The organism is Bacteroides mucinivorans, from assembly GCF_034654355.2.
Taxonomy (GTDB): Bacteria; Bacteroidota; Bacteroidia; order Bacteroidales; family Bacteroidaceae; genus Bacteroides; species Bacteroides nordii.
Map to the genome: position 1 here is coordinate 533,513 of NZ_CP178179.1, position 26,957 is coordinate 560,469.

Genomic DNA, 26,957 nt, shown 5'->3' on the forward strand with positions numbered 1-26,957 from the left:
ATAACATAAAAAATATACGGATTGTTCATTGTTCTTTCTTTTTTTACCATAGAAAAGAGGTATCTTTGTGGTATCTATTTGGATAATAAGTAACCGGTTAATAAAAGAAATATGAGAATGGAAATAGGTCTAATTATTTTATGTTCAGTTCTTTTAGTTACCTTTCTTTGGGAAAGAAGAAAAGTAATACAGGTGCGCCGGGCATTAAAAAAAGAGGCGGATGAACTGAGAAAGACAAGTTATATTGCAGGGGCGATATTACAGAGTGTACATGCTTTTGTTTTACTGATAGATTCAGGTTTCATTGTGTTGAAAACGAATTATTACAGACGTACAGGCATTAAAAAGGGAGCAGCAGAAAAGAAAGTCGGAGATCTGTTGCAGTGCCGTAATGCTATGTCTGCATCGGGTGGGTGTGGCACACACGAGCTTTGTGGCTCTTGTCCGGTACGTCGTGCTATACAGGAGGCTTTTGATGAAAAGAAGAGTTTTACGGATTTGGAAGCTACTCTGAATGTGTGTACCTCTGGTTATGAGTCCGTAGAATGCGATGCTGTTATTTCCGGAACCTATCTTTTATTAAACGGTGAAGACCGGATGGTGATCACAGTTCATGATATCACTCGACAAAAGCAAGCAGAGCGTGCATTAGCAGAGACTAAAATGCACGGAAATGTTACTCCTTAAAAAAAATTAATAAACATTCTATGCCGATTTAATGTTGTATTTTTGCAACCTAAATTTAACGCATGTATCTGAATGACTGCAAAAAACAATGACTATTATCATTTAGGCCTTACAGATAGTGAGGTCTTGGAAAGTCGGGAAAAAAATGGTGTAAATCTATTAACACCTCCTAAACGTCCTTCTCTTTGGAAACTTTATCTGGAAAAGTTTGAAGACCCTGTTGTACGCGTACTGCTCGTTGCTGCTGTTTTCTCTCTGATTATTTCGATTATAGAGAATGAGTATGCTGAGACTATCGGTATCATAGTTGCTATTTTGCTGGCTACTGGTATCGGTTTCTTTTTTGAGTATGATGCAAGCAAAAAATTTGATTTGCTAAATGCTGTCAACGAAGAAACACTTGTAAAAGTGATTCGTAACGGACGAATTCAGGAAATCCCCCGAAAAGACATTGTAGTAGGAGATATTGTAGTGCTTGAGACCGGTGAGGAGATTCCTGCCGATGGTGAGTTGGTCGAAGCTATCTCTCTTCAGGTCAATGAATCCAATCTGACGGGTGAGCCGGTTATCAATAAGACGATTGTCGAAGCTGACTTTGACGACGAAGCGACTTATGCCTCCAATATGGTGATGCGGGGTACGACGGTAGTTGATGGTCACGGTATGATGAAGGTGCTTCGTGTTGGTGATGCTACGGAAATCGGAAAGGTAGCCCGCCAAAGTACGGAACAGAGTGGTGAACCTACTCCGCTGAACATACAACTTACCAAACTGGCCAAACTGATAGGTAAGATTGGCTTTACTGTAGCAGGAGCTACTTTTATCATCTTTGTTTCAAAAGACTTATATCACTATATTTCGGCCAATGAAATCGTAGGCTGGCATAACTATATGGCCATTGCCCAGATAGTGCTGAAGTACTTCATGATGGCTGTTACATTGATTGTAGTTGCGGTACCCGAAGGCTTGCCGATGAGTGTGACGCTCAGTCTGGCTCTGAATATGCGTCGCATGCTTTCTACCAACAACCTTGTGCGTAAAATGCATGCTTGTGAAACGATGGGAGCTATTACCGTTATCTGTACGGATAAGACTGGTACGCTGACTCAGAACCTGATGCAGGTACACGAACCGAATTTCTATGGATTAAAAGATGGAGGTGTACTTGCCGGTGATGATATCAGCAAATTGGTGATAGAAGGTATCAGTGCTAATTCTACCGCTTTTCTTGAAGAAACCGGTGAAGGTGAAAAACCAAAAGGTGTGGGAAATCCTACGGAAGTAGCATTGCTTTTGTGGCTCAACGCTCAACATCAGAACTATCTGGAGTTTCGTGAACAGGCTAATGTACTGGATCAGCTGACTTTTTCTACCGAGCGTAAGTTTATGGCTACTTTGGTACAGTCTCCCCTTATCGGTAAAAAAGTGCTATATATAAAAGGTGCTCCCGAAATTGTACTTGGAAAATGTAAGGAGGTAATCCTCGACGGCAAGCGGGTGGATACGGTTGAATATCGTTCTACGGTAGAAGAGCAGTTGTTAGGTTATCAGAATATGGCAATGCGTACGTTAGGATTTGCCTTTAAAATAGTAGATGATAATGCACCTGATGATTGTGTAGAGTTGGTTGCTGCCAATGATCTTAACTTCTTAGGCGTTGTTGCTATCTCCGATCCGATTCGTCCTGATGTTCCGGCTGCTGTGGAAAAATGCCAGTCAGCAGGTATTGGCATTAAAATTGTAACGGGCGATACTCCGGGTACGGCTACTGAAATAGCCCGTCAGATAGGACTTTGGAATTCCGAAGATACGGAACGTAACCGGATTACTGGTACTGCCTTTGCCGAGTTGACCGATGAGGAGGCTTTGGACAGGGTAATGGATTTGAAGATAATGTCTCGCGCCCGTCCTACTGATAAACAACGTCTGGTGCAGTTGTTGCAACAGAAAGGGGCTGTAGTTGCTGTAACCGGTGACGGAACCAATGATGCTCCCGCATTGAACCATGCACAAGTAGGACTTTCAATGGGTACGGGAACTTCCGTAGCCAAGGAAGCCAGTGATATTACTTTGCTTGACGATTCGTTCAACAGTATCGGTACGGCTGTGATGTGGGGACGTTCGCTTTATAAAAATATCCAGCGATTTATCGTATTCCAGCTTACAATCAACTTTGTAGCACTGCTTATCGTATTGCTTGGTTCATTTATGGGCACAGATTTGCCTCTGACCGTGACTCAGATGTTGTGGGTAAACTTGATTATGGATACATTTGCTGCCTTAGCATTGGCCTCTATTCCGCCAAGTGAAACTGTGATGAATGAAAAGCCCCGTCGCAGCACTGATTTTATTATCAGTAAAGCAATGCAATACAATATATTCGGTGTCGGTGCCGTTTTCCTGATAGTGTTGCTGGGTATGATTTACTATTATACGAATGCTGAAGGTGGAATGACCGTGCACCGTCTTACAATCTTCTTCACTTTCTTTGTTATGCTACAATTCTGGAACCTGTTCAATGCCCGTGTGTTTGGAACAAACGATTCGGCATTTAAGGGGCTTTCCAAATCTTATGGCATGGAGTTGATTGTGATTGCTATTCTTGGCGGACAGATTCTGATTGTACAGTTCGGTGGGGCTGTATTTCGTACTGAACCGCTTGACTGGCAGACGTGGCTGATACTAATAGGTACCTCATCGCTCGTTCTGTGGGTGGGAGAACTAATCCGCTTCGTTCAGCGTTTAATACATAAATAAAAGATGAAAAGAAAAGGAATAAAAAACCTTCTTATTGATTTTGGGGGCGTTCTGATAAACCTCGACCGCCCGCGTTGTATTGAGAATTTTAAAAAGTTAGGATTGCAAAATGTAGATGAACTGTTGAATGTTTATCATCAGCAAGGTATCTTTATGCAGCAGGAGAAGGGGTTGATAACTCCTGCTGAATTCCGTGATGGTATCCGTGAAATGGTAGGGAAGCCATTAACGGATCAGCAGATAGATGATGCCTGGAATTCTTTCCTGGTGGATATCCCTACTTACAAACTTGATTTATTGCTGAAACTTCGCGAAAAGTATGTGGTTTATCTGTTGAGTAATACCAACGATATTCATTGGAAGTGGTCCTGTGAGAATGTTTTTCCTTATCGTGGTTTCCAGGTGGAAGATTATTTTGAAAAGATATATCTTTCGTTTGAGATGAAGATGGTGAAGCCCGATGCCGAGATATTTGAAACAGTACTTGCAGATGCCAATATCGACCCGAAAGAGACTTTTTTTATTGATGATTCGGAGGCGAACTGTCTGGCAGCGCAGGTATTGGGTATTTCTACTTATACACCGCAGGCAAAGGAAGACTGGAGTCATATTTTTAACTAAACCGATTTTACTGACTGATGCAGATTATTCGTAATATACCGGGTACATTACTCGAGCCATGTGTGGCTACCATTGGTTTTTTCGATGGGGTACATACTGGTCACCGTTTCCTCATTGAACAAGTGAAGGAGGTAGCTGCTACCCGTGGGTTACGTTCGGCTTTGATTACTTTTCCTGTTCATCCCCGTAAGGTGATGAAAGCCGATTATCATCCGGAGTTACTCACTACGCAGGACGAAAAGATTGCATTACTGGCTGAAACCGGAGTAGATTATTGCATTATGCTCGATTTTACTCCGGAGATATCCTGGTTTACTGCCCGGGATTTTATGACTACCATTTTGCAGGAACGTTACCAGGTACAATCGCTTGTAATTGGTTACGATCACCGCTTTGGTCATAATCGTAGTGAGAGCTTTGAAGATTATTGCCGTTATGGTGAAGAAATCGGTATGCAGATAGTTCTTGCGCGCGCGTATATATATAAGGAGATCCATATCAGTTCTTCCGTGATTCGTGACTATCTTCATCAGGGAGATGTTAAGATGGCTGCACATTGCCTTGGGTATGATTATTTTCTGGATGGGACGGTAGTTAGTGGTTATCAGGTTGGACGCAAAATAGGCTTTCCAACAGCTAATCTCAGTGTAGACGATCCTGATAAGCTTGTCCCTGCGGATGGAGTATATGCTGTGCTAGTCAGTTTTGATGGATGTACCTATGCCGGTATGTTGAATATAGGTCATCGCCCTACACTTAATAATGGGGTGAATCGAAGTATTGAAGTGCATATCCTTCATTTCCATTCAGATATCTATGATAAATTTATTCGTATCTCTTTTGTGCAATACATCCGTCCTGAGATGAAGTTTGACGGGATAGAGGGACTTATTGCACAACTTCATAAAGATGCAGTAGCAGTAGAAACTCTGTTGCTGTAAACTTATTGATAATCAGTGCTTAAAAGAATGTACACTTTTGCATTGTAAGAGTGTACATTTTTGATACATAAGAATGTACATTCTTGTTATAGAGAAGTGTACCTCTTGCAATTCTTTATTATCGTATTCATTTTCTTGAATAAATATTCTCTTAAAGGAAACGTTTCACTACTCTTTCTCTGCATCGATATAGGCGGATCAGTTCTGTAACGGTACATATATAATGCTCTTGTTCGATAGAAAATAGAATACTGTCGAGTAGACACAGGCAGCATAGTAATTCTTGTTTGGGCAGCGCTTCAATGTATCCGGGAGATTCAATACCGGGGTAATACTCTTTAAGAAAGGAGATCTTATCAACCGATTGCTCCAGATCGGTTTTCATAAGACAAGGGCAGGAATAATCGTTCATATATTTGTGTGTTTTAACCGATTGAAAGGCTTCCGTGCATGTATAAAAAGGCGTGGAAGCTATATACTATAATTATCCTATTGAGGCTCTGGTAAGGCCGTTCCCGAATAATAAGCAATAGCTCCACGCCCAGATGATATATAACAAAGTTATATGTACCTTGGACGTGGAGAACCTCACCTATTATCTGCGAGAATAAAATTTACCAGATTTCAATAGCAGATAACAATAAGATTTCTCCGTCGTTTAACAAAAAAACGGTGCACCCATTTCTTGGTTGCATTGCAAAGATAGGAATAATTTGACAATCCGGTAGTTTTCCTTGATAAAAATAATTGTCTGCTTAATTATTCAGGGCTGAATACTAATGAGTTAAAAACTAAATTATTCAATATCTCTATCTTTACGCTTTTGTGTTTCTTGTTTCTTAATTCGTTTCCTGAATTAAAATATATCATATCGGGAATTATAATCAAAATACGGAACTGTACATAAGAAGATAAAATAACACCTTTATTAATAATTCCAAACTCTACTTATTGGGTAAATTTAGGCACTTTTTAATTATAAGGTATTGGATCTTCAATCTCATTTTTTAATCTTAAGATACAAATCTGCTGCATTCCTTCTGAATTATAGTACTGTGATTTTCGGCCATCCCAAATAGGAGCTTCCTTTAATGCATAGTCTACCTCTCTATTTCCATTAGGGATTATCCCATACTCTTCTTCATTACCGCTCAAATGTTCGATCAACTGTGAATCGGAAAAGTTGGTATAGGACTTCAGGACCATCAAAGCTATTTTACCTTCGGGAGAAAAATAACTTTTACGACCCAAGGGAGAGGACTTCAAATGCATTTGTCGGGCCAGTTCCGAGAAAGGGAATAGAGACGACCTAATTCACTCGTTGCAAAACTTTGACGATATTTTTTTAAGTATATCGAACTCAGTAAAACCTAAACAAGGTTCGATTTCGGAGATTTTTTGTATCTTTACCATGCGTTTTTATTTTTAATTACCCCCGTTTTGGCCGTCAAACCGTTTTTGGGGGGTATGCTTAAAGATACAAAAAAACAACTAGCTCGCAATGAGTTAGTTGCCTTAAATTTTGTTGTTTTAGGAATATCCCTATTTAAGGTACTAATATTTGATATATTTTATAAAAGTACGAAAAAACCAAGGGTGTTATTATTTATTTTGTAACTTTTTTAAACTGGTTAAATCAGCAAAACAATTTATACAAGTTTTTCCTGTTAGAATTATATTTCATACTGCTTCAGAATTAATTCTATATTTTTTTCATTTGACAAATCTGAATACCACCATTTACTATATTGATTTTTCTCTTTTTCAAGTCTCCTTTGGTAGGCGACTTTAAATAGATTTAGGAAAAGAACTAATGATTTTGATCGTTCAGAATAAGGCAAATCTGCGATTTTTTTTAAGTTATTATATTTAAGACCATTACGTAGTAATAATACACATGGAGTATATTTTGAACGTAATAGGCTATATTTTATAGCAATTTCAATATCACTCTCCTCTGGTTTGGACTGTAATATTAGTTCGATGAGATTTGATAAGTATTCTTTTTGTTGAATATCTGTCAAATTTCCAAAATAAATAGAAATTACGTTTTCATCCACCAAAGATTGCCCATATTGATTTATTAATATTTCTTCTTTGATCTGCATGAGTTATAACTTTTGAGGTACAGCGTAGGTTTGGATCTCTATTTTGGATAGATTCCTGTAGTTAATGTCCTCTAAGTTTAAATTCTCCGCGCTCAAAATGTTCAATCACAGTAGGCGTTGTATAACTGATACCAAAATTATCCGGTCCAAAGTCATATTTTACTAAGAAATGTTTTTTGAAATCCCGATAGATTTTCATAGCCCACTTTACATACTCTTCATCTTTCTTGATAAAATTCCAAGCAGGTCTATCAAAATATTGTTTGGTAAAATAAAAGCGAGATGGAGGGAGTAATTGGTCTTTTGTGATTTTCCTAAAATCAAATTGAATTATAAGTTCTTTATCACAGTTTGCATAGTATGTAAGTTCACCTGCAGAATCTAAATGGCCATTATATTCAAATAGTCCAACCCATTTAGGTAAGGTTAAAAAGACTTGGCCATGGTTTGATATATATTCAGCATTAAGCTTCACTATGATATGATCTAAATCAGAACTATATGCTTTTACACATACAATATCACGTTCTTCTAACCATTGCTGTATACCAGATAATTCTTCTGGTAATACATAAAAATTAATTTGTGATGATAACATGTTATATTTTTTATTATGAATATTATTTTAATTATAAGGAATAAATATAGGCCGTTGCTCCGTTGCCTTTTCAATATCATCAAGGGCTCTCTTTTCTCGCGCAACCGGAGTACCGTTTTTGTTCTGGCGCCCTACTTGTATATCTTTAACCTCACCAGTAGTAGGATTTATACCTCTTACATCCACAGCACGTCTACTTTTCTCTCCACCCGGAGTTTTAATAGTCTGTTCGGTTAAAATCTCTTTAAAACCATCACTACTCAATTGTTTTATTGCTTCTGCAACTTTATCTTGATGTGCCTGACCTCCTTTTCTTCCAAATGGATTCGGAACAAATTTACCGACTTTTTCTCTGACTTCTGAGGTAACGGTTTTACGAACAATCTTTTCTACTGGCTCTTGTATAAAAACACGGGTAGAAACTGCTTCTATTTTTGCTCCGGGGATAAAATTAGAAAGCACACCTTCATTATAACTATTCCAGGCTGCCTCCATATTACGGGCATTACTTACCCTATTTAAGGTGGGAGCATTCACTGGTTGCGATTCAAATAGCAAGCTAAGAAAAATAGGAATGGCTGGCCAAGGGAACTTACCATCTGGATCGATATGTCCCAACGGATTATTCAAACAATATGCGTATGGACTGATTGAATAATATTTCTCACATAACGGGTCTACAGACATGAAGCGATCCAAAGCCGGGTCATAAAAGCGGGCATGAGAATCATACAGATTCAATCTCATCAATGTCTCAAATTCTTTCCCTCCAAATCTGTATCTCTGCGGGGTTTCCTCCCATTTGCTATCTTTTATGGGCATTCCAAAAGGAAAATAGTCGTCCATCGCTTTCACCTGACCGGTTGAATTAGTAGTAGCGCGGTTATTTCCTATATGGTCTTTGATATAAAAATAGTAATTCCCATCTTTGATATATCCATTGTCAATGAGTATTCTATCAAGACATATTGCTCCATCAATAATCTTATATATGATGTTCCCGCAATAATATGTCGATTCTAATCTATCCGTAGACTCATCCGTTGATGTGCCTCCGGCTATTTCGGATGGATTCAGTGAATGTCTTAAAGATACAGAACTTGTGGATGCTAATTTCTTCCCTGTTGCTAAATATAGGTATTCGATTGACCCGGATACCAAAGGGTTGTCAACCACTATTCGCTGAGGCAGATTGAGGTAATTATTTTCAATGGTCGCGCATCTATAAGGGTCTTTGGTAACTGCCCCATTTAGATCATATTCATAAGATTGAAGTTTACCGACTCCTGCCATATCTCTGAAATCATATGAATTGTATTTATTTGATTCATATGAGTTATTATCTATCACTGTCTGTACTTGATTACCCAAATGGGCTATCGACAGCATATCATAAGTTTCAGTTGGGCTTTTTCTGAGTAAGGTTTTAATATTTCCATGCTTATCATACATAAATCGAGTATCCGGTGCTCCAGATTCCCCACCCTTATTTGCATACTCGGTTATTCGTGAAAGGGCATCATACCGTATCGATGCATCCCACTTACTTGAACCACTCCTTGAGGTATTATAATCACTAATGGATGTAATATTTCCAATCTTGTCATATCCAAGCTGTTCTTTGTATATGCTATTACTTATATCCGTTTTCCAAGACCGGATGTTGTATGAATAATTGGTATTTAAAGCACCCTGATTATTTACTTGTGTTGATATTAATTGTCCCAACTCATTATATGTATTTTGGACTATAACAATTTCACTTCCTCCATTCAGCTTATGTTTTGTTGCTATTAAACGCCCCGCATGGTCGTAGTCATGGCTGTATATTTCATTAGTTTGATTTAAGGTAAGTATAGAATGCTCGTGCAGTTTTTTTATGGGTTTTCCTTGAAAATTATAAGCAATGTATTCATTATCAAACCCAAGCTCCTGTAACCAACACTTCTTTGTTTGGATAAGACGACCACGGTCATCGTAATATAAAGCGGAATATTCGTCGAATATATCTTCATAACCTGAGATTGACGTGTTTACATAGGTACCTGTCAATAGTCCTTTCGCGGAATAACTATCAATATTATATTGTTTACCATATCCTTGGCGTTCCTCGTATTCAAGCATAGTACGCCTTTCCTGCTTCATGTCCAGAAGAAAGTCATAATTATCGTAATAATTTATGGTAAGTACTCTTGCATCTTCAGGGCTAAAGTTTGAAAAGGAGTAACCGGAGTTACCTTCATAAGTTCCGACAACCAGCTTGTCCTTATAATTATCATTTGATATGTTTGTGTTATGGCAGATACCGGTTTGTACAATACGTCCGAATTCATCAGGAACAGAGTATAGCCATTCACTGTTTTTACGTTGTTCTCCATTCTGGGTGAAGATTAATCGGTCGGCTTTATCATACACATAGTAAATCCATTCACATCCGGGTAGACGTTTTTTTACACATCGGTTTCGCTCGTCATACTTATAAATATATGCGTATTGTCTTATTTCCAGGCTGTTGTCTGTTGTTGACTTATTTTCTTTAAGAATTTTATCCGCCAATATGGGAGGAATGACATAGGATAAATTGCCAAAGTCATCATATACATAATAAGTATCGTATGCTTCGTTGAAATCCATTTGCCGGGTAAGAATTACTTGCCCTTGTTGGTTCTTGAATTCATAAGAAATACTGCCTGCTTCATTTTGTGTTTGAGTCACGTATAATACCCCTGGTTTAAATACTTCTGATTTTGCAAGCGAGGTATTCAAACCACTACCGTTAATTTTAAAATACATGCAAGCCAAATTACCAGTACTTTCATTGGTTAGATAACCTGTTTTAATTGAAGAGTTGCTGTTGTGCCAATTGGCTCCCGGACCATATTGTTCCAAAATTCTGTTTAATGGAGAAGCTTCGTAGATTGTTTTTGAATAGGGTTTGGAGTCATTTATGTTAGAAGCGATTGCTGCTGATTTCACTTCAGGACTTCCTATGAAAGCACCATCTTTTCCTGAAATTACCGCAGGAAGCCAAGTCGCAACATTTCTTCCGCACGCATCATATTCTTGTAGGGTCACCAAACTATTGTGCTCGGGGGTGATACCGACTTGGACTGTTTGTACAGGACGTCCCAATCCATCGAAATATTGTATACTTTCTATAAATTTAGTTGGATCTGTCTCATCTGTCATCGTTTTGGTTCTTATATAATTTTGATCCTGACTTTGAGACATTACACAGACGCAGTATACTATATAAGCTATAAATAATATAGAGTGTTTCATGGGAGTTATTTTTTCAAGACAATATTAGACACGGATTCATTTCTGACATCGAACTTAATAATGTATGCACCGGGGAAGAGAACGGAACAGTCTATTGCTTCCTTATACAACCCTTTCTCTCTATGTTTTGGAGCGATTACTTTCACAACTCCATATACAGAACTATATAAGGTAATGGCTACTATGGCTTCATCTTCCAATTTGTATTCTATGTTAAGTGTGGTAGATACAGGATTGGGCCAATGGTTATAAGAAAAGTTTCTGCTAATCCAACTTGTATTTGTATCTGTTTTATTGTTATTTAAACTATCCAAAACTGCCAGATTTTCAGGATCATCGTTAAGGTAATAATGGTCTATCGGTGGATAAAAATAGGCGGTTGTAAAAGTTTCGTTTTTGAGGCTATCTACCACTTCGAATGCTTGAACAGTTTCAAAGATAGGGTAACGATAACCTTTGGCATACCAACTATATGTGTTTGCTTCTATCTGCTTGTGGCATTTGACTGGATTTTGCTTTTGTTGCCTGCTAAGTAATATTTTAGCTATGTCACCAGGGCTGGGTTTGTTTTTTTTGATGTTAGAAGTATCATTTATAATTTGTACAGTTTTAATTCGGAGAATATTATTTAGTGTATCACCCGAAGGTAATATCATTTTCCCATAAGCGTCTGATTCAACGCTTATATTTCCATAAGTATTGGTTCTTTTTAATGAAGTATGCAATCCTTCTGATTCAAATTTTTGTTCTATTTTTCGTTTGTAATTAAAGGGAAAAACCATCAATGGAAGTGGAATCTTATGATGCATAAGCGTTACAGGATTTTCATGCCCCAAACAAAACATCGTGTCTCCTTTTATCTGATAATAATACATCGTGGAGTGTTCCTCACCAATGATCAAATGATTTATATCGGAGTCTTTTTTGAGTAGTGTATCTCGTCCCATGATATAAATGCTGTCATTGATAAGTTCCGGAGCACGAAAAGTCAATTTGTATTTGGGGTTGACAGCTTTCAGCATACTGAAATCCCATATTACATTTTCACCGGCTCTTCCCGGATCTTTATATTGCATCTGTTGTTTTATGATTTCGTCTCCATTACGGACGGAATTATTTTCACGGGTTATCTGTCCGGAGATTGATAAACAAAAAGAACCTGATAATAATAGCAGTAGTGTTTTTTTCATAGTGATTGTATTTGACTATAAGTTGATATGTTTAGTTGACTGTGTTTTTAGGTGTATCAGCAAATTTATATATTATTTAGTACTATTCCAAAGATAATGGTTCAATATTTCTTTTTTGTGAAAAATACTTTCTTAAAAAGTGTTTTAGAATCATTCAATCTGTATAATTTACCTATTTATACATTTAATATGTTTTTATATAAGCTTTAAATGTTTGAGATATCTATGAAAATATCAATGAATTTTTTGGTCCTCTAATAAAAATGATTGTTTTTTCTCGATCATATTGTAATGATAGACATGATTTTATTTGAAGTTTCCTTCTGATAAAACAGCTATTGATTTTTTATTTACACTTGAACAGAAAAGAATAAAATTCATCGCAACATAACACAGAGTATTGCGTTTTTTATTCTTGACAATAAACTCTGTGTTGTTGTGAGACCTATCTGTAACTACGTATAAATAAACCTTTTACGGCAACAGATATATTAAGCATATCTGTTACTGTAATTGTATAAAACAATTGATGTTCATTTATAACTCTAATTTCAATGTAACCTGCCCATAAGGTTTCATAACCAGATCTCCGCTAACCTCTTCACTGGCTATCTCTTCCAGATCGCAAAGAGAAACTCGTTTAGGACTTTTCTGAGGGAATGATAATTTCACACTCTCTTCTTTATCCGATAAAGAACGAAGGCGGACAACCATCATCTGATCTTTATCCAAAGACTTGAGGATTGTCGGATAGATTTTTGGATTGTCAATTGCAATCAGTGGTTTCACTTCCGGATCTTTATCTGCCGTTACATAAACCAATGGCTGAGACTGTTCCAATCCAAATCGGTTTGCTTCGACTACATCATATTTGCCGTGGGGCAGAATGCGGTACCGGAATGTAACAGATCCATCCTGTGTTAATGGGAAATTTGTATGCCAATGATTATTCATCACCCACGAATAGATTGTAGAACTGGGTTCCAGCTTAGCGACCCAATTGCCTCTTCCTCCCCATCCCATTGAAATGTTGGCATATCTGTCACCATATTCAAACAGAGGAGCATCCAAAGAACACCAGGTGATACCATGTGTCTCGTTGGAAACATCCAGCCATCTTTGCAATGCAAGCCAATTCCGGTTTCCCTGTGGCCATTGGTCTTTTTCTACTTCCATAATCCCCCAAGGAATATCGACACGGGTTTTAGAATCGGGGATATTGAAATCGAAACCAAAATGTATACCGTCTTTCTCCGTTAATGGTAATTTATCGACCACATTCGTTATTTCTGCCCAGGGCTGGTCGGCCAATAAACGGATGGAGCGGGATATGCTGCGGCATCCTTTTGCTTGGGATGTTATGCATATCTCGACAGCCAATGGTCCTTTTTCTGTGACAGTAATAGAAGTCACCGTATCTGCCAAAGGGCGATTTTCATTTGCAGGAAGCCAGGCGAAAGTATTGGCTCCCTCATTTTTTACATAATCATAGCCGGATTTCTTATTGATAAAACGGACTATATTACCGGTTGCAGAATCTATCCGAAGCTTTAAAAAGTCATTCTCCAGGTTTGTTCCGTCCGTCTTGCATCCTCCGTCCAAGGTGCAATTACCTTCAACCACCCGATAGTGGCAGGAACTTAGAGCCGGAACCTCTGCCGCAACAAATAATAACTCACCGGTAGATAGCCGTTGGGAAAGAACCTCTTTTCCATCGGGACCTATAACTTTATTTCCTTTCAGGCTTTCTGCTTCTGACAAAGTGATGATGCCGGTATGGGGCCATGTGTGTGTATTAATAACAGCAATGCCACCATTAGAGGGACCTTCTTTGGGGCCTAACGCTCCATTGGATTTATCTGTAATCGGAGCCAGAGACTCAGCCAACATGTCTATTGACCGGTTCTCGGCTTCATGAAAATAAGATTGTTTGACTTTCCATATGGCATCTTGAAAATAAGGCTCAGTAGGATTCTCAAAGCACCAGGTGTGTTCCGAGCCTAAAAGAATATATCTCCATCCTTCGTCGAAATCTGCCCGGGGAGCTTTCTTTCCTTCTCCTAACAGTGACCAGATGGTTTCCGCCTGCACTAATCTCTCTTTGGCATTTCGGTTTTTCGATGTTAATCCTGCTGCTGTTCCTATACCATCTGTCCAGTATTCCGTATAATCTCCGGTTACTACAGGCAGTTGTTTACCGTATTTCTCTTCAATCATTGACATGATCTCATGTCCTCCGCTGATAATGATTTTAGGATAAGCATACTTCTCATTCCAGGCTTTCACAGCGAAGGGTATGTCGGCATCTAACGGGCTATTATCCCACAAAGTCCAGGAAAGAACGGTAAAGTCATAGGGATAATTATTGTTTTCCAGTTCAATCAGTTTATTTGTAAAATCTACATTTGCACTTCCGGTTCTGATTTCCAAAGGAACTTTTTTCGGATCACGTTGTCCAAACCAGGGACGTCCCGTAGTGGCTCCCTTCTGCATACTCCCACTATTGGCATATTTTCCTGGCTGCAGGAATAATACTTTGGACTTTCCATCCGGACCAATCCACCAGAAAGGTTTACCGTCCATACCATGTGTATGTGCGTTTCCGGCACGGTCTGTATTGGGCCATGACATTACATACTTAATGCCTTCTTGTGCCATGACTGGAATAAGCCCCCAGGAAATGCCCGGTATATCGAATTGCTGAAAAACATCAGACGGTTGTCCGCTCAGTTTTTGTATGTTTCGTGTGAATTTGAACACATGAAATAATTCTTCATCAGAACAAATACTTGTATTCAGATTCAGGTAACTGGCGTCTACACTTAGCTGTCCTTTTTTTATGGCATTGATAAGGTCTTCTCTTTTTTCCGGATTAGATTGCCACAGGCGTTCCAATGGCCAGCTAACCTCCGGGTTCCATACATATTGTGCTCCTTGCCGGAAATCTTTTGTCTCTTCCGCCAACTTGATACCCTCTATTATGTTGTTCTTATGAAGCTGCTCTACGTTTTTATGGGTATTCGTATAACCTACATCTACATGGGAGTGGTTGTATAAATAAACATTCCAGTGTCGCATGGGGCTTATACTTAGCTTTTTCTTATACTTTTCTCCTGCATAAGTAAGAGTTACAGTTACTTCTGATTTTTTCCCGACAGGAAGTGTTGAAGGTAACAGAAGTTCTATATGCGTGGAGTCTTTCGCGTTCAGTGCAAAACTGTTTTTTTCTTTGCAGCCTTTTGCTACTACGTCAATCAGGCAGTCACCTTGCAACTTCTCGCCTTTCAATTTGATTTCTACAATACGTCCGGGCGTTCCATCTGCCCTGTATCCGTAAACAGGCTGGATGTTATAATCAACAGTGATCAGGCCATCTGCCTGGGCATAGGATGAAAACACCAAAAAACAAGAATATAAAACTACTTTTTTCCACATAATGTAATAGATTAAGCTTATTCCACTAACAAATAAAGAACTGCCGGATACAAATCATAGGTAAACAACTATTTTATTATTCATCGGGATTATAGCGGGAGAATAGATCATTTTGTCTGTCTTATCAGTTTGACTGGTAAACGGTCGCAATTTATAGAAAATATTCCGGATAGCAAAGGTTGTAAATGGAAATATTTATTTACGGTATGTATATTGTATTTCTGCCAGTAAAATTAATATTTTCCGGTACGGTTATCAATTAAATGATCATATGATTGATGATGATTATTTTATTACAATATGGAAACTGATTATTTCTTCTTCTTTTATTTTTTGTAATGTCTTATAAATTTTCTGCTTGTTGGTCATAGAGAATCGAAGCGTTCTTCGTATACTTTATTAAAACCAACTATTTATAAAGAATACATCTTTAATAAAAGTTAATCAATAAAAATTCCATCTCTTTACTCTATTTTCTGTTTTCATGACAATTGATAATTATTTTCGTTTTCATGTTTATGCAAGTTGTTGTATCTTATGAATATTCAGTTTGTTCCTCGGTGAGAAACGACCCGTTTCTCGTAGAGTTTCGACCCGATCCTCGTAGAGAAATAAGGCGATTCTCGTAGAGGAAAAAATAGCTTATATAATATCTTGATTTACAGTGAATTGTAAATTCTTGAAATGTTGTGTATTTTTAATAGCCAAATGATCTCTTTATCTGTTTATTTAGCATTTGTATGTATCTGAAATCACAACACGTATCGGGTCTTTTTGTATATAATCCCTGTCATAAGTATGCGATAAACAAAGTGGGGAGATGACACGGCATCTTTTTCTTTTAGACTCAACAGTGGATGTGGGAAGTAGCAATGTACAGGTAATTGGGAATACGAATAAGATAGTTGTTGCCTGGCCGGTTGCTCGTTTAAAAAATATGATAGATGTATCTTTAGAGCATTCCTCCCAAAATAAGCTCAAAATGGAATTTATAAATAAATTGAATGCCATGGATGATGAAAATAATCCTATTCTGTTTATCTATGAGCTTTAGTTCGTGTTTCTAAAAATGATAGTGTGTAGTTTTTTGTGTTGATACTATTGGGAGCATTAAATGTTGATTGGAATTATATAGAGGTAGAAAAGAAGAAATAGATCATGCTCAGTAATTGAGCAAATAAGCCGTAAAAAAACTTTTTTATTGTTTATCGATAAATTTTTATCGTTTTTCTTTGGTGGATGAAAAATAATGTTTTCCTTTGCATATCGAAAAACGATAAATAATCATTGAATAACAATTAAAAATACATAGTCTTATGAAAAAGTCATTTATGAGTATCTCGATGCTGGTTGTATCTATCTCAATGTTAGCCTTATTTTTGTGTAGTTCTGCAGTTAGTGCACAGACTTCTTCTAAATTCGTTTATAATAAGAGCGAGAATGCTGAAACGGTATACTCTCTTGATAAAAGCGGAAAGTATCTTACTCCGAAACTGAAATATGAATATAGCAAAGACGCTCAGGGGAAGGGCGGAGTAAAGAAAGCCTATCGTTGGAGCGAGGGAGAACAGAAATGGGTACCTTATTATTTGATCAGCATGTCCGAATCCGGAAATAATTCAATAGTAGAGTATGCTGCATGGGATAGCAAAACGCAAGACTTCTCACTGAATCCGCAAAAGGCTGTTTATAGCAAAGGACTTGAAAATGAAATTCTGTCATACGTGCTTTATAAATGGAATCAGAACGAAGAAAGTTGGGAAGCAAACCAGTATTTACTGTGCGGGGATTATCTCGCAATGGAGGCCGATAGTCTGAATTAAAACAATTATCTTTGCATCCCTTTAATATAAAAATGAAATGAAAACTGCGATAAAACTGGTTCTTATTTACTTTGCAATTTTACAGATTCTGTCACCTATTCTGATAACAGTTCCCTGTGCTATTTATTTGTTTGCCACTACCGGTGGGATAGACAAAGAGGCGCTGATGCAGATGATAATGATTCCGGCACAGATGACCGGTATCCTGTTAATGCTTTTCTACCTTTGGAAAGCAGGTTATATCAGTAATGAAAAAGTAACCTGGTCTACACTATCCCCTTCTTATCTGGTGCTGAGTGTGGTTAGTCTTCTCTCTTGTTCGTGGCTGGCTTCTACATTGATATCTCACATGAAGTGGTTACCCAATATAATGGAACAGGCTTTCGATATTTTGCAATCCGGTTGGGGAGGAATTGTTGCCATAGCTGTTGTGGGGCCTATCCTTGAAGAGTTGTTATTCCGTGGCGCTATCACCAAGGCTTTGTTGAAACAATATAATCCTGCAAAAGCTATTTTTATTTCGGCTTTGATATTTGGGATATTCCATATTAATCCGGTGCAGGTGGTGCCCGCATTTCTTATCGGCCTTCTTTTAGCATGGGTTTATTACAAAACAGCGAGTCTGATACCTTGTATTCTGATGCACATATTAAATAATAGCATATCGGTTTATATTAATATAAAATATCCTGGTGTGGAGGATATGGATGCTCTTGTTGGTGGTACGGCCAATCTGATAATCACTTGTGTGGCAGCTGTATTGCTGGTAGGGTGTTATTGGTTGATGAAACGAACGACAGTAGCTTATCCCTGGAAAAAAGATAATAACATAGAAATATTGACTGAAAACAATTGATTGTCATGAAAAGGAGATTGAATATACTTTGTTTATTGGTAATGCTGGTATTTTGTTACTCGGTGTTTGAGTCTGCTTACTATTTTAGTAATGCATTTATGGCCGGTTTCCGGGTGGGAATGAATGCAGAGCATGATAAAGAACAATTGAAGCGAACACACGATATGAAATCCATCTCTTTGTTTCCGGATGATTTTGTTGATCTGAAAGATTCAGTGTATAATGAGAAATCGGGAAAATTTGTTCCGGCTATTTATGGCAAATTGATAGTGAGTGTGAATACACCGATTAATCTGTGGTTTAAGTTTACCTCAATGTTGTGCAATTTTATTGGCATTTTCACCATGATCTTCTCTGTGGTCTTCTTCTTTAAATTGATAGTAGCTATTAATAAATCGAATATTTTCAGTTGGAAGAATGTCCGCCGCCTTCGCTGGTTGGGAGCTATTCTCATTCTTAATTTTATTTGCGATGCTCTTCCTGCTTATATTTCGGCTTATGAACTATCGGATGCATTCTCAATACCGGGATATTCTTTGAATTTATCTGGTCTTGTATCCAAGTTGACTTTAACCTTAGGGTTGGTAGCCTTGATTGTAGGTGAGATTTTTGCCATCGGATTAAGAATGAAAGAAGAGCAGGATTTAACTATTTAAGAAAGGAAACAAGTATGAAAAGTTTGTTTAGCAAAGATCCGAAACAAGAGTTGGAAGTGGTGATGACATGCTTGATGTTTATCTGTTTCTGCTGCTTGCTGATTAGCTTTATTCAAAATGCGATGTTGTGTTTTGATTTAGGGAAAGATGACACCGACGATTTCTTGTGGATTATGCTTCCTCAAAGTGTTACTCTATTGGCAATGGCTGTATGTAGTATTCTTATCTTCTGCCTGCTTCGTAATGTGAAACGTAAAGAGGTATTTACGAAGGAGAACTCTACTCTGATTGTGGCTATTGGAGGAATTGTCGAACTGAATGGGTTACTGCAAGGCTTTTTCGGAACTTTTGTCTCTGTGAGCAATCTCCGGCAGACTTATCTGATTTATATTTTGCTTGGAGTATTTATTTTATTTATCGGATGTGTATTCAAGATTGGTGTCCGTATGAAAGAGGAGCAGGAACTCACTATTTAATAATTTGTGTCTGAAAGGATATTTATGGGAAAGATGAAAGCTGTAAAAATATTGGGGATATTGGTTTTTGTTATGTTTATGGTAACTGCATTGAAAGATGCTGTGCCAGGTTTTATAGATGGCTGGAATGAAGCAGGTGATTCGAGAGAGTATATTGGTGAGAAAGGTACATATATTACCGATTTCTCTGTGAAGGCAAAGCCGGTTGCTGAAGACTCGTTGTTGAACAAAACTTTTGATAAAAAGGTGCCTTACTCCGTTGCTCGTATACGCACCGTTGTGAAAACTCCTTCCTGGTATACGATGTATCAGTGTTGTACTGTACCATTTATTATTTTATGTATATACGGTATTTATTGTCTGGTCCGGGTTGTCTTTTCTGCTATTCGTGGTGATGTATTTACACGGAAAAATGTGAAGCGTATGCGTTACTTTATTTACTCTGTCATTCTGTTGGGAGTTTGTATGGAGGGCGGAAATTACTTCTTGTATAGTGACTGGACTTCGCAAATACTTCTGGAAGGGTATGAAGTGGAAAGTTACTCTATAAAATATCCATGGATGATGTTCTCTATTCTTGCTTTGTTTATTGAGATTTTTGCAGTAGGAGTGAAATTAAAAGAAGAACAGGAACTTACCATTTGACCTAAACTGAAAAAAGAGAAATTATGGCTATAATAGTAAACCTTGATATAATGATGGCCCGGAGGAAAATATCTTTGGGAGAATTGGCAGAAAAAATAGATATTACGCCGGCCAATCTGTCTATATTGAAAACCGGAAAGGCAAAAGCAATCCGGTTCTCAACACTTGAAGCGATTTGTAAAGAGCTGGATTGTCAGCCGGGAGATATTCTGGAATATAGAGAAGGAGAGGAGTAGTTGCTATGAGATTGTTATGGGAGCTTTATCCTTTCTTTTTAGGTATATTTTTGCAGTCTTCTCAATGATTTTGCATGCCTCGTCTATACCCAAAATGCTGGTGTTGAGACACAAATCGTAATTTTTAGAGTCATTCCACGTACGGCCGGTGTAGGCTTTGTAGTGGTTGGCTCTTGCTTTGTTTATGCGTCTCAGTTTACTTTCTGCCTTGTCTGCAGGCTCTCCGTATTCATTAATAATTCTTTTGAGTTTGCTGTCCCAATCTGCATGTAGAAATATATTAAAGCATCGTTCATAATCCTGTAAGACGTAATTAGCGCATCGGCCTACTATTACACAAGAATGCTGGCTTGCTACCTTGCGGATTACTTTGCTTTGGGCAACAAACAGAGCATCGTCAGAAGAGAGACTTTTCTCAATGGGTACAGTGAAATCCTGCATGATGAATTCGTAGAGTAGTTGGCTTGAAATATTCTGCTCATGTTGTTCTACATATCCTGGTGCGAGATTATTTTCGGTTGCTACCATATTAATCAGTTCCTCATCATAAAATGCAATACCTAAGTCACTGGCTATTTTTCGTCCTATTTCTCGTCCACCACTACCAAACTCACGTGCTATGGTGATGACGAATTGTGTTCTACGAGGAACTTCGACAGTGACAGGAACTGTCCGGTCACTGAGCATTGTATTCAGGAAAATCAACCGATGATTGAAAAAGCGTGCGAATACCCCGACAAGTAATGCCGCAATAATAGTTCCTTCGCGTACGCCTGCAATCTCTCCGAATAGTATCAGAGATAAGGTACAGGCCAAAATCATCAATGTACAATCAAAGCCTATTTTCACCCAGCCAAACTCTTTTTTCTTCTTTTGTGAGATGGCATGTACGAATGCTTCTCCCGATAGCATAACTACATTGGCTATTACTTCCAGGCTGACTCCCAGCCCGAGAATCATGCAACCCAGGAGTAAAGTAACAATTTTCCAGGGGTAGAATTCCGGCATTACCCAAGCCAGCATCAACATGGAGAGGTCTATGAAAAAACCGAAAAGGATGGAGACGGGGAGTTGTAACCATTGGATCTTCTTAAAATCCTTTTTTAGTAACACAATCTGTCCTGCTATGAGAAGAAGGTTCAAAATAAAAGTCAGTGTCCCCAAAGTGACAGGAAATCCGAGACTGATAGTGTAAGGAAGGCTGGATATAGGGGATGAACCAAGTCCTGCCTTGATAATCAGACTGATTCCTATTGCGTTGATAAATAAACCGGTGATAAATAAAATGTATCTTCTTGTCGTTTCTTTTTTTGACATACTTCTTTGTTTTATTTCAGGTTGCAAAATTAAGCGGTTTAATCTTATCGGACTTGTCGCTAAGTTGCAAAATTAGTTGTCTGTAAGAGTCATGTTGATTATCTTTGCCGCTATGAATCATCAACGTGAGTTTCGGAAATCCGAAGAGCCTTTTTATTTTGTGTGCTATGATAAACCGGCACAGAAGGAATTGTATGAGCGTAATTATAAACTGATAAAAGTGGCGGAGGGAATGATTGCGTTGTCTAGTTCCGGAGAACATATTACAGCGAGATCAGGTGATTACTTCTTTGTCAACCGTGGTGGGTTCTCGAAGATAAAGATAACACCTGGTAAGAATGGATATTGCCGTTTACTTTGTCTGAACCTTACGGAGAAGTTTTTAAAGTCTTATGCACAGAATAATCTGGTACCGGTGTGTACGAGCTATACTTCATTCTATTTTAAGAAGATAAACGAGAATACATTTTTGAAAGCTTTGTTTGCTTCGCTTGCTGTTTATTCGGATGAGGGAGCTTATCCGGATAGAAGATTGATTGAACTTAAATTGGAAGAATGCCTTCATTTGCTGACTTTAACAGATAAGGAAATTGTTGCTTCTTTGTTTAGTAACCCATTGGTTCAGAAGGATCTGGTTGAGTTTATGAATGCCAACTATATGTTTAATGCCCCTTTGGAGCATTTTGCAGAGTTTTCGGGCAGGAGCCTTTCTACGTTTCGCCGGGAGTTTATCCGACTATTTGGCACGACGCCTAATAAGTGGTTGATTGACAAACGTCTGGAGGTTGCTTATCATAAGATAGCAGAAGAGCGTCAGAGGCCTTCGGATATTTACTGGGAGTTGGGGTTTGAAACTCTGGCACACTTCTCCCGGAAGTTTAAGGAGAAGTATCATATGGCACCGTCACAGTTAAAGGGGGATGACTTAGATGCAGATGTCCCGGCTTTATAAAAAAAGGGGGGTAAAAGTAAAATCAGCCATTATTAAAACGCAGATTAACGCAAATTAGCGCAAATATTAAATTGTATTTGCGCTAATTTGCGTTAATCTGCGTTTCTAAAGTTACATATTGATAGCTTTATCTGCTTTTGACACACCCTCTCTTTTCATATGGTATGAATCTTATTTGATTTCCAGCAAATCCTGAGCTTTCATTTCAACAGTGATTAATCCCTTGCTATCGGTTTTGGCCGAGACTTCTTTTCCGTTCAAGGTTACCGTATACTTCTTTTCGGTAGGAAGTTTTACAGTAAATGTGTTGTCGGCCGTAGCTTTTAGCGATGCATGTTGGATCACAGCATTTTCCCATTGTGCCGAAACCTCAGCTCCTCCACGAATACATAAACCTTTGAATTGACCATCCTTCCATGCTGCTGGTAAGCAAGGCAAGAATTCAACATACCCTTCGTGGTTTTGTATTAACATCTCCGCCATTCCGGCAGCTCCTGCGGGATTTCCGTCGAATGAATAAATGTCATTCGGGGCTCCGGCTATGCCGCCTGGTGAAACGGTTAACAGGTTTTCGCGTGATAACATTCCCTGGAGGGTCTTTACGCTTTTATAAGCTTCTTCCGCATCCTTCAGGCGGGCATAAAAGCAGATCATGTTGGCACGACTCCATTCGGTATCTTCCCAGTTTTCTGCAGCAAGACGTGCTTCTATCGTTTTACGGGCTGCTGCTGCGAGTTCGGGTGTTTTCTCTAAAGTGATTTGTGAGAAAGGATATAAAGCCAATAAGTGCGAGGTATGACGATGGTTCGGGTGTGCTTCTTCATAATCTTCAAACCACTCGCGGATGGCTCCGTTCACACGCAGTTGTATAGGAGGAAGTTTGCTTAAAGCCGTTTGCAGATTATCACTGAATGCTTTGTCAATGCCTAAAATATCAGCAGCCTGGATACAAGAAGTAAAGATCTCGCAAACCAGTTCACGGTCGCAGGTAGGCATCATAGAAGCTACCATTTCCTGTCCGTCTGCTGTTTTGAACCAGTTTTCCGGTGAGATACTTGGACCTGTCATCAAATAACCATTAGCAGGATTTTCTGCCATGTAGTCAAGTATGAATTCGGCATTACCTTTCAGCAAAGGATAAGCTACTTCTGCCAGATACTTTTTATCCTGTGTATATTCATACTGCGTCCATAAATGCGTAGCTATCCATGAACCGGCAAGGGGAAATAGTCCCCAGATGACACTTCCGGATGCCGGGGTATACCCCCAGATATTGGCAGTTGTATTGGCTGTCCAACCTTTGCAGCCATATACAACTTCAGCAGTTTTGGCTCCATGTACGGATAAATCTTTGATGTAATTGAAGAGCGGAGTATTACACTCTGCCAAATTTCCGACATTGGATACCCAGTAGTTTTGTTGCGTGTTTATATCAAGATGATAGTCGTTTGTCCATCCCATGTTACAAGCCTGATTATCATTAAAGAAACCTTGTAAAGCAATTGGCAACGGGGAATTCTCACGTGAGCTGGCAATTGTCAGGTAGCGTCCGTACTGAAAGTACAAAGCATCGAAACTTGTATCTGTTTTTCCTGATCGTATTTGTTTCCAGCGGATATCTGTAGGTATGGTGTCGTTGGAATCTTTACCTAAGCTCAGTTCTACCCGGTTGAATAAATCTGAATAATCTTTTATATGCGTCAGTTTCAGTGCTTCGTAGGGTTTCATACCGGCCTCCTCAACTGTTGTTGCGCACAAAGCTTTATAATCCGGATTTTTATAATCGGTACGTACGTCTACGATCATTGTCACCGCATCAGCATTGCTTACACTGATACCCGCTTTATCCATTTTTACTTCGCCATTATCGGCCAATACGGCTATTCTTCCTTCAAAATTCACACCACCCGGACCGTGTAACGGAAAGTCTACTTTACCAGTAAAGATCAACTGATTATCTTCGACGGTAAATTCTGACTGACGCATTAGATCCAGAGCCATATCCATGGTAACAGACTTTGGCTTATCTGCTGATAAGCGAAGGACAAGTACATTATCGGGATTCGTAGCAAAATATTCACGTTTATAATTTACCCCACCTGCACTAAAAGAAACACTGCTGATCGCTTCGTTTAAACTTAGTGAACGGCGATAATTTGTAATATCTCCTTCGGGATAAGTAAACTTCATTTTCAGATCGCCTATAGGAAGATGGGTGCCAAAAGACGTTTGCACACCATTCAGGTTATCACCGGCTATATGATTTCCTTCCCACAATTTTCCTTCGAAAAATAACTTTCTTAAATTATCGAGCTTAGCACGACCAAAAGGCTTATTCTGATTCTCATTGAACTGCCCCGACCACATGGAAGATTCATTCAAGGCCAGTGTTTCTTCTTCGATTCCACCATAAGTCATGGCACCCAACCGCCCATTACCGATAGGTAGGGATTCCATCCATTCTTTTGCTGGTTGGGCATACCACAACTCTGCGGTTTCACCAGCATTATTTGCACTTTGACATCCTGTAAGCGCCAAGGTTACTACTGCTAAATAAGTTTTTAAATGTGTCATATTTTTCATGATTAATAGTACTACTTAATTAAAATCCTGAGGAACGTTGGTAAAATTGATTATCCCGAACGTTTACCTTTTCGCATTGCTCAATGATAACAACAGATTTCTTCTTGTTTTCGTCCGGCAGTCCAATCAGGTTGCCGGCAATTGTTACCCCATCAGTACAACGTGCTTTGACGGCTGTTTCTCCTTTTAATTGGAAATGATTCTCGGTAACAGATATATTGTGATGTACTGCACCTGCATATACATTGTTCTCGGGTGCTACATTGATTACGGGTTCTCCGCATTCTATAAATTTGTTTCTACGGATAGTTACATCAGTCACCGGACCGGATTCGAACCAGCTGCGGGCATCATCAGCTATCAGTATTGCACTCATTTGCATACGGTAGAAGGTATTGTCTTCGATGACGACCTTTTTTCGCGTAGTGACTAATATTCCTCGTGTTGGTATTCTGGAGAAATAATTATTACGAATAACGACTTCAGGGGTCCAGGTTAAATTTTCTACTGCTACCAGTTCTGTACTTCTGACTGTTTCAGGGAGTTGACGGTCAATTTCTATAATAACATGGCGGTCATCTACGCGTGTCACCTTTTTTACTTTTGCTTCAACAACCGGTAAAAGTGTATTTGAATTAATAAAAGCTACTTCATCACCGGGAAAGAAAGCGTGGAAACCGAAAGTCTGAGGATGCATAAAGCCCAGTTTGACTTTTCTGTCAGAAAGATACTCTATGACTTGCAGGTGAGTACCGTGCACGTTGATCGGATCATCATGTGCACCGGTAAAACGGCAATTCTGAATCTGTACTTTTCCTTTACATCCCGAAACTTGTAGAAAATCGGCAAAGCCGGTATTGGTTCTACCGCTACCCGGTTCGGGTTCAAAATACAATTGTTCAAATGCCAGGTTTTCACTATACTGGCTTACAATACCAAAGTTACCGGCATAATAAATACGAATATTCTCCAAACGAATATCGCGGCTATATTGTATTAGTCCGCATACCTCATCACGGATGGCATCCCTCATTTGAAATACCATTCCCGGAGGTGTATCCGGCTTTTCCTGATAATTCATCCAAAGCAAACCGGGTTGTAACTCTACAGTACTCTTTAATCCGTCCAGTGGACACCAGCTTCTCCAGGTGACATCCTCTTTACGGTCATAAGTCTGTGCTATTCCCTCAGAAAAGGACCATCCATTACCTTGCCATATCAGCTTTTCATTTTCTATTTTGTAATGAGAGGTCGGATGTACTTTTGCCAGAAGATGATTCTTCCCTTGTTCTATTATTTCAATTTCAGTCTGGGTAGGAGCTACAAAATCGAGATGGAAATTTTTTAACGTAATATTACGACAGGAGTCTATAATGAAAGAGGTCATTTCTCCATCCATCAGTAGAGTTGATCCATCACCATCTATGGTAATATTTTTCAAGCCTTTCAGTTGCAAGGCGATATGTTTTACCTGATCCGGATCTTCGTTTTCAGAAGCGGTATTGGAGATTAAGTATCTTTGGTGAATGGATTCGTCACGTCCGAAAACATAGCGCCCCAATTGTAGTTGAATCGTAGTAGGGTGTCCTTTCGCTTTGGCTGCCTCTTCAAATGCCTTGAGAATAACAGCATTACAATATCCTTTGTCCGGTGGGGTTACAAGAATAACCTTTCCCTGTTTATGCCCGGATTTACCGGTCTTATCAATTGTTACTGCTTTCTGAGCCAAAGTGTTTATAACATTTGGACTCAGAAATAGCAGAAATATGAATAACAGTCTTTTCATGAACATCC

Annotated in this window: 21 protein-coding genes and 1 pseudogene; 12 read left to right on the forward strand and 10 right to left on the reverse strand. The window is 38.7% G+C overall.

All coding sequences use genetic code 11. From position 1 onward, the window contains the following. Nucleotides 1-117: 117 nt before the first annotated feature. The 4 genes from VCM39_RS01740 (at nt 118) to VCM39_RS01755 (ending at nt 5,006) form a co-directional block, all read left to right on the forward strand. Nucleotides 118-687 (forward strand): hypothetical protein, encoded by a 570-nt coding sequence (locus tag VCM39_RS01740; RefSeq protein ID WP_322932467.1) that lies wholly within the window; start codon nt 118-120, stop codon nt 685-687. Between the two features lie 72 nt (nt 688-759). Then, on the forward strand, nt 760-3,444 hold the full coding sequence (locus VCM39_RS01745; protein WP_322932468.1) for a calcium-translocating P-type ATPase, PMCA-type: 2,685 nt from the start codon (nt 760-762) through the stop codon (nt 3,442-3,444). A gap of 3 nt (nt 3,445-3,447) precedes the next feature. Then, nucleotides 3,448-4,065 (forward strand): HAD family hydrolase, encoded by a 618-nt coding sequence (locus tag VCM39_RS01750; RefSeq protein WP_289291761.1) that lies wholly within the window; start codon nt 3,448-3,450, stop codon nt 4,063-4,065. A gap of 17 nt (nt 4,066-4,082) precedes the next feature. Next, a complete protein-coding gene (locus tag VCM39_RS01755; protein WP_322932469.1) occupies nt 4,083-5,006 on the forward strand; it encodes a bifunctional riboflavin kinase/FAD synthetase in 924 nt (307 codons plus the stop codon). A 151-nt stretch (nt 5,007-5,157) separates the two neighbouring features. On the opposite strand, the gene VCM39_RS01760 is transcribed toward VCM39_RS01755, so the two are convergent. From VCM39_RS01760 to VCM39_RS01790, 7 genes and pseudogenes are all read right to left on the reverse strand, one after another. Then, nucleotides 5,158-5,418 (reverse strand): hypothetical protein, encoded by a 261-nt coding sequence (locus tag VCM39_RS01760; protein ID WP_289290728.1) that lies wholly within the window; start codon nt 5,416-5,418, stop codon nt 5,158-5,160. Nucleotides 5,419-6,149: 731 nt separating this feature from the next. Beyond that, nucleotides 6,150-6,419, reverse strand: a pseudogene (locus VCM39_RS01765) (DDE transposase); the annotation flags it as partial. A 260-nt stretch (nt 6,420-6,679) separates the two neighbouring features. Then, nucleotides 6,680-7,114, reverse strand: a complete 435-nt coding sequence (locus tag VCM39_RS01770; RefSeq protein ID WP_289290732.1) for a DUF5958 family protein — start codon at nt 7,112-7,114, stop codon at nt 6,680-6,682. A 61-nt stretch (nt 7,115-7,175) separates the two neighbouring features. After that, nucleotides 7,176-7,712, reverse strand: coding sequence for a hypothetical protein (locus tag VCM39_RS01775; RefSeq protein WP_289290734.1), 537 nt, complete (start codon nt 7,710-7,712; stop codon nt 7,176-7,178). Nucleotides 7,713-7,739: 27 nt separating this feature from the next. Further along, on the reverse strand, nt 7,740-10,901 hold the full coding sequence (locus VCM39_RS01780; RefSeq protein ID WP_322932471.1) for a DUF6443 domain-containing protein: 3,162 nt from the start codon (nt 10,899-10,901) through the stop codon (nt 7,740-7,742). 98 nt (nt 10,902-10,999) lie between these two features. Beyond that, nucleotides 11,000-12,184 carry a T9SS C-terminal target domain-containing protein gene (locus tag VCM39_RS01785; protein ID WP_413544819.1) on the reverse strand — a complete coding sequence of 395 codons (1,185 nt, stop codon included), beginning with the start codon at nt 12,182-12,184 and terminating at the stop codon, nt 11,000-11,002. A gap of 537 nt (nt 12,185-12,721) precedes the next feature. Then, nucleotides 12,722-15,619 (reverse strand): glycoside hydrolase family 38 C-terminal domain-containing protein, encoded by a 2,898-nt coding sequence (locus VCM39_RS01790; RefSeq protein WP_322934015.1) that lies wholly within the window; start codon nt 15,617-15,619, stop codon nt 12,722-12,724. Between the two features lie 820 nt (nt 15,620-16,439). On the opposite strand from VCM39_RS01790, the gene VCM39_RS01795 reads away from it, so the two are divergent. The 7 genes from VCM39_RS01795 (at nt 16,440) to VCM39_RS01825 (ending at nt 20,311) form a co-directional block, all read left to right on the forward strand. Beyond that, nucleotides 16,440-16,673 carry a hypothetical protein gene (locus VCM39_RS01795; protein WP_322934016.1) on the forward strand — a complete coding sequence of 78 codons (234 nt, stop codon included), beginning with the start codon at nt 16,440-16,442 and terminating at the stop codon, nt 16,671-16,673. Between the two features lie 262 nt (nt 16,674-16,935). Further along, entirely contained in the window at nt 16,936-17,442 is a 507-nt protein-coding gene (locus VCM39_RS01800; protein ID WP_002558178.1) for a DUF3836 domain-containing protein, read from the forward strand. 37 nt (nt 17,443-17,479) lie between these two features. Next, nucleotides 17,480-18,298: a CPBP family intramembrane glutamic endopeptidase gene (locus VCM39_RS01805; protein WP_322934017.1), complete on the forward strand. Its 819-nt coding sequence runs from the start codon at nt 17,480-17,482 to the stop codon at nt 18,296-18,298. 5 nt (nt 18,299-18,303) lie between these two features. Further along, nucleotides 18,304-18,954 carry a DUF2975 domain-containing protein gene (locus tag VCM39_RS01810; RefSeq protein WP_322934018.1) on the forward strand — a complete coding sequence of 217 codons (651 nt, stop codon included), beginning with the start codon at nt 18,304-18,306 and terminating at the stop codon, nt 18,952-18,954. Between the two features lie 14 nt (nt 18,955-18,968). After that, complete coding sequence (locus tag VCM39_RS01815; RefSeq protein WP_002558175.1) at nt 18,969-19,430, forward strand: DUF2975 domain-containing protein; 462 nt, start codon at nt 18,969-18,971, stop codon at nt 19,428-19,430. A gap of 24 nt (nt 19,431-19,454) precedes the next feature. Then, complete coding sequence (locus tag VCM39_RS01820) at nt 19,455-20,075, forward strand: DUF2975 domain-containing protein (RefSeq protein ID WP_322934019.1); 621 nt, start codon at nt 19,455-19,457, stop codon at nt 20,073-20,075. A 23-nt stretch (nt 20,076-20,098) separates the two neighbouring features. After that, a complete protein-coding gene (locus VCM39_RS01825; RefSeq protein ID WP_002558173.1) occupies nt 20,099-20,311 on the forward strand; it encodes a helix-turn-helix domain-containing protein in 213 nt (70 codons plus the stop codon). A gap of 3 nt (nt 20,312-20,314) precedes the next feature. On the opposite strand, the gene VCM39_RS01830 is transcribed toward VCM39_RS01825, so the two are convergent. Further along, entirely contained in the window at nt 20,315-21,628 is a 1,314-nt protein-coding gene (locus VCM39_RS01830; RefSeq protein WP_322934020.1) for a cytidylate kinase family protein, read from the reverse strand. A 91-nt stretch (nt 21,629-21,719) separates the two neighbouring features. On the opposite strand from VCM39_RS01830, the gene VCM39_RS01835 reads away from it, so the two are divergent. Beyond that, nucleotides 21,720-22,580 carry an AraC family transcriptional regulator gene (locus VCM39_RS01835; protein ID WP_322934021.1) on the forward strand — a complete coding sequence of 287 codons (861 nt, stop codon included), beginning with the start codon at nt 21,720-21,722 and terminating at the stop codon, nt 22,578-22,580. Nucleotides 22,581-22,751: 171 nt separating this feature from the next. On the opposite strand, the gene VCM39_RS01840 is transcribed toward VCM39_RS01835, so the two are convergent. Both VCM39_RS01840 and VCM39_RS01845 read right to left on the reverse strand, forming a co-directional pair. Continuing rightward, nucleotides 22,752-25,154 (reverse strand): glycoside hydrolase family 95 protein, encoded by a 2,403-nt coding sequence (locus VCM39_RS01840; RefSeq protein WP_322934022.1) that lies wholly within the window; start codon nt 25,152-25,154, stop codon nt 22,752-22,754. A 28-nt stretch (nt 25,155-25,182) separates the two neighbouring features. Beyond that, entirely contained in the window at nt 25,183-26,949 is a 1,767-nt protein-coding gene (locus VCM39_RS01845) for a right-handed parallel beta-helix repeat-containing protein (protein WP_002558169.1), read from the reverse strand. Nucleotides 26,950-26,957 lie beyond the last annotated feature (8 nt).

What these genes read in the sequence shown, in the direction of transcription:
- VCM39_RS01740 (WP_322932467.1), top strand. Translation starts at nt 118, where the DNA reads ATGGAAATAGGTCTAATTATTTTATGTTCAGTTCTTTTAGTTACCTTT.
- VCM39_RS01745 (WP_322932468.1), top strand. Translation starts at nt 760, where the DNA reads ATGACTGCAAAAAACAATGACTATTATCATTTAGGCCTTACAGATAGT.
- VCM39_RS01750 (WP_289291761.1), top strand. Translation starts at nt 3,448, where the DNA reads ATGAAAAGAAAAGGAATAAAAAACCTTCTTATTGATTTTGGGGGCGTT.
- VCM39_RS01755 (WP_322932469.1), top strand. Translation starts at nt 4,083, where the DNA reads ATGCAGATTATTCGTAATATACCGGGTACATTACTCGAGCCATGTGTG.
- VCM39_RS01760 (WP_289290728.1), bottom strand. Translation starts at nt 5,418, where the DNA reads ATGAACGATTATTCCTGCCCTTGTCTTATGAAAACCGATCTGGAGCAA.
- VCM39_RS01770 (WP_289290732.1), bottom strand. Translation starts at nt 7,114, where the DNA reads ATGCAGATCAAAGAAGAAATATTAATAAATCAATATGGGCAATCTTTG.
- VCM39_RS01775 (WP_289290734.1), bottom strand. Translation starts at nt 7,712, where the DNA reads ATGTTATCATCACAAATTAATTTTTATGTATTACCAGAAGAATTATCT.
- VCM39_RS01780 (WP_322932471.1), bottom strand. Translation starts at nt 10,901, where the DNA reads ATGACAGATGAGACAGATCCAACTAAATTTATAGAAAGTATACAATAT.
- VCM39_RS01785 (WP_413544819.1), bottom strand. Translation starts at nt 12,184, where the DNA reads ATGAAAAAAACACTACTGCTATTATTATCAGGTTCTTTTTGTTTATCA.
- VCM39_RS01790 (WP_322934015.1), bottom strand. Translation starts at nt 15,619, where the DNA reads ATGTGGAAAAAAGTAGTTTTATATTCTTGTTTTTTGGTGTTTTCATCC.
- VCM39_RS01795 (WP_322934016.1), top strand. Translation starts at nt 16,440, where the DNA reads ATGACACGGCATCTTTTTCTTTTAGACTCAACAGTGGATGTGGGAAGT.
- VCM39_RS01800 (WP_002558178.1), top strand. Translation starts at nt 16,936, where the DNA reads ATGAAAAAGTCATTTATGAGTATCTCGATGCTGGTTGTATCTATCTCA.
- VCM39_RS01805 (WP_322934017.1), top strand. Translation starts at nt 17,480, where the DNA reads ATGAAAACTGCGATAAAACTGGTTCTTATTTACTTTGCAATTTTACAG.
- VCM39_RS01810 (WP_322934018.1), top strand. Translation starts at nt 18,304, where the DNA reads ATGAAAAGGAGATTGAATATACTTTGTTTATTGGTAATGCTGGTATTT.
- VCM39_RS01815 (WP_002558175.1), top strand. Translation starts at nt 18,969, where the DNA reads ATGAAAAGTTTGTTTAGCAAAGATCCGAAACAAGAGTTGGAAGTGGTG.
- VCM39_RS01820 (WP_322934019.1), top strand. Translation starts at nt 19,455, where the DNA reads ATGGGAAAGATGAAAGCTGTAAAAATATTGGGGATATTGGTTTTTGTT.
- VCM39_RS01825 (WP_002558173.1), top strand. Translation starts at nt 20,099, where the DNA reads ATGGCTATAATAGTAAACCTTGATATAATGATGGCCCGGAGGAAAATA.
- VCM39_RS01830 (WP_322934020.1), bottom strand. Translation starts at nt 21,628, where the DNA reads ATGTCAAAAAAAGAAACGACAAGAAGATACATTTTATTTATCACCGGT.
- VCM39_RS01835 (WP_322934021.1), top strand. Translation starts at nt 21,720, where the DNA reads ATGTTGATTATCTTTGCCGCTATGAATCATCAACGTGAGTTTCGGAAA.
- VCM39_RS01840 (WP_322934022.1), bottom strand. Translation starts at nt 25,154, where the DNA reads ATGACACATTTAAAAACTTATTTAGCAGTAGTAACCTTGGCGCTTACA.
- VCM39_RS01845 (WP_002558169.1), bottom strand. Translation starts at nt 26,949, where the DNA reads ATGAAAAGACTGTTATTCATATTTCTGCTATTTCTGAGTCCAAATGTT.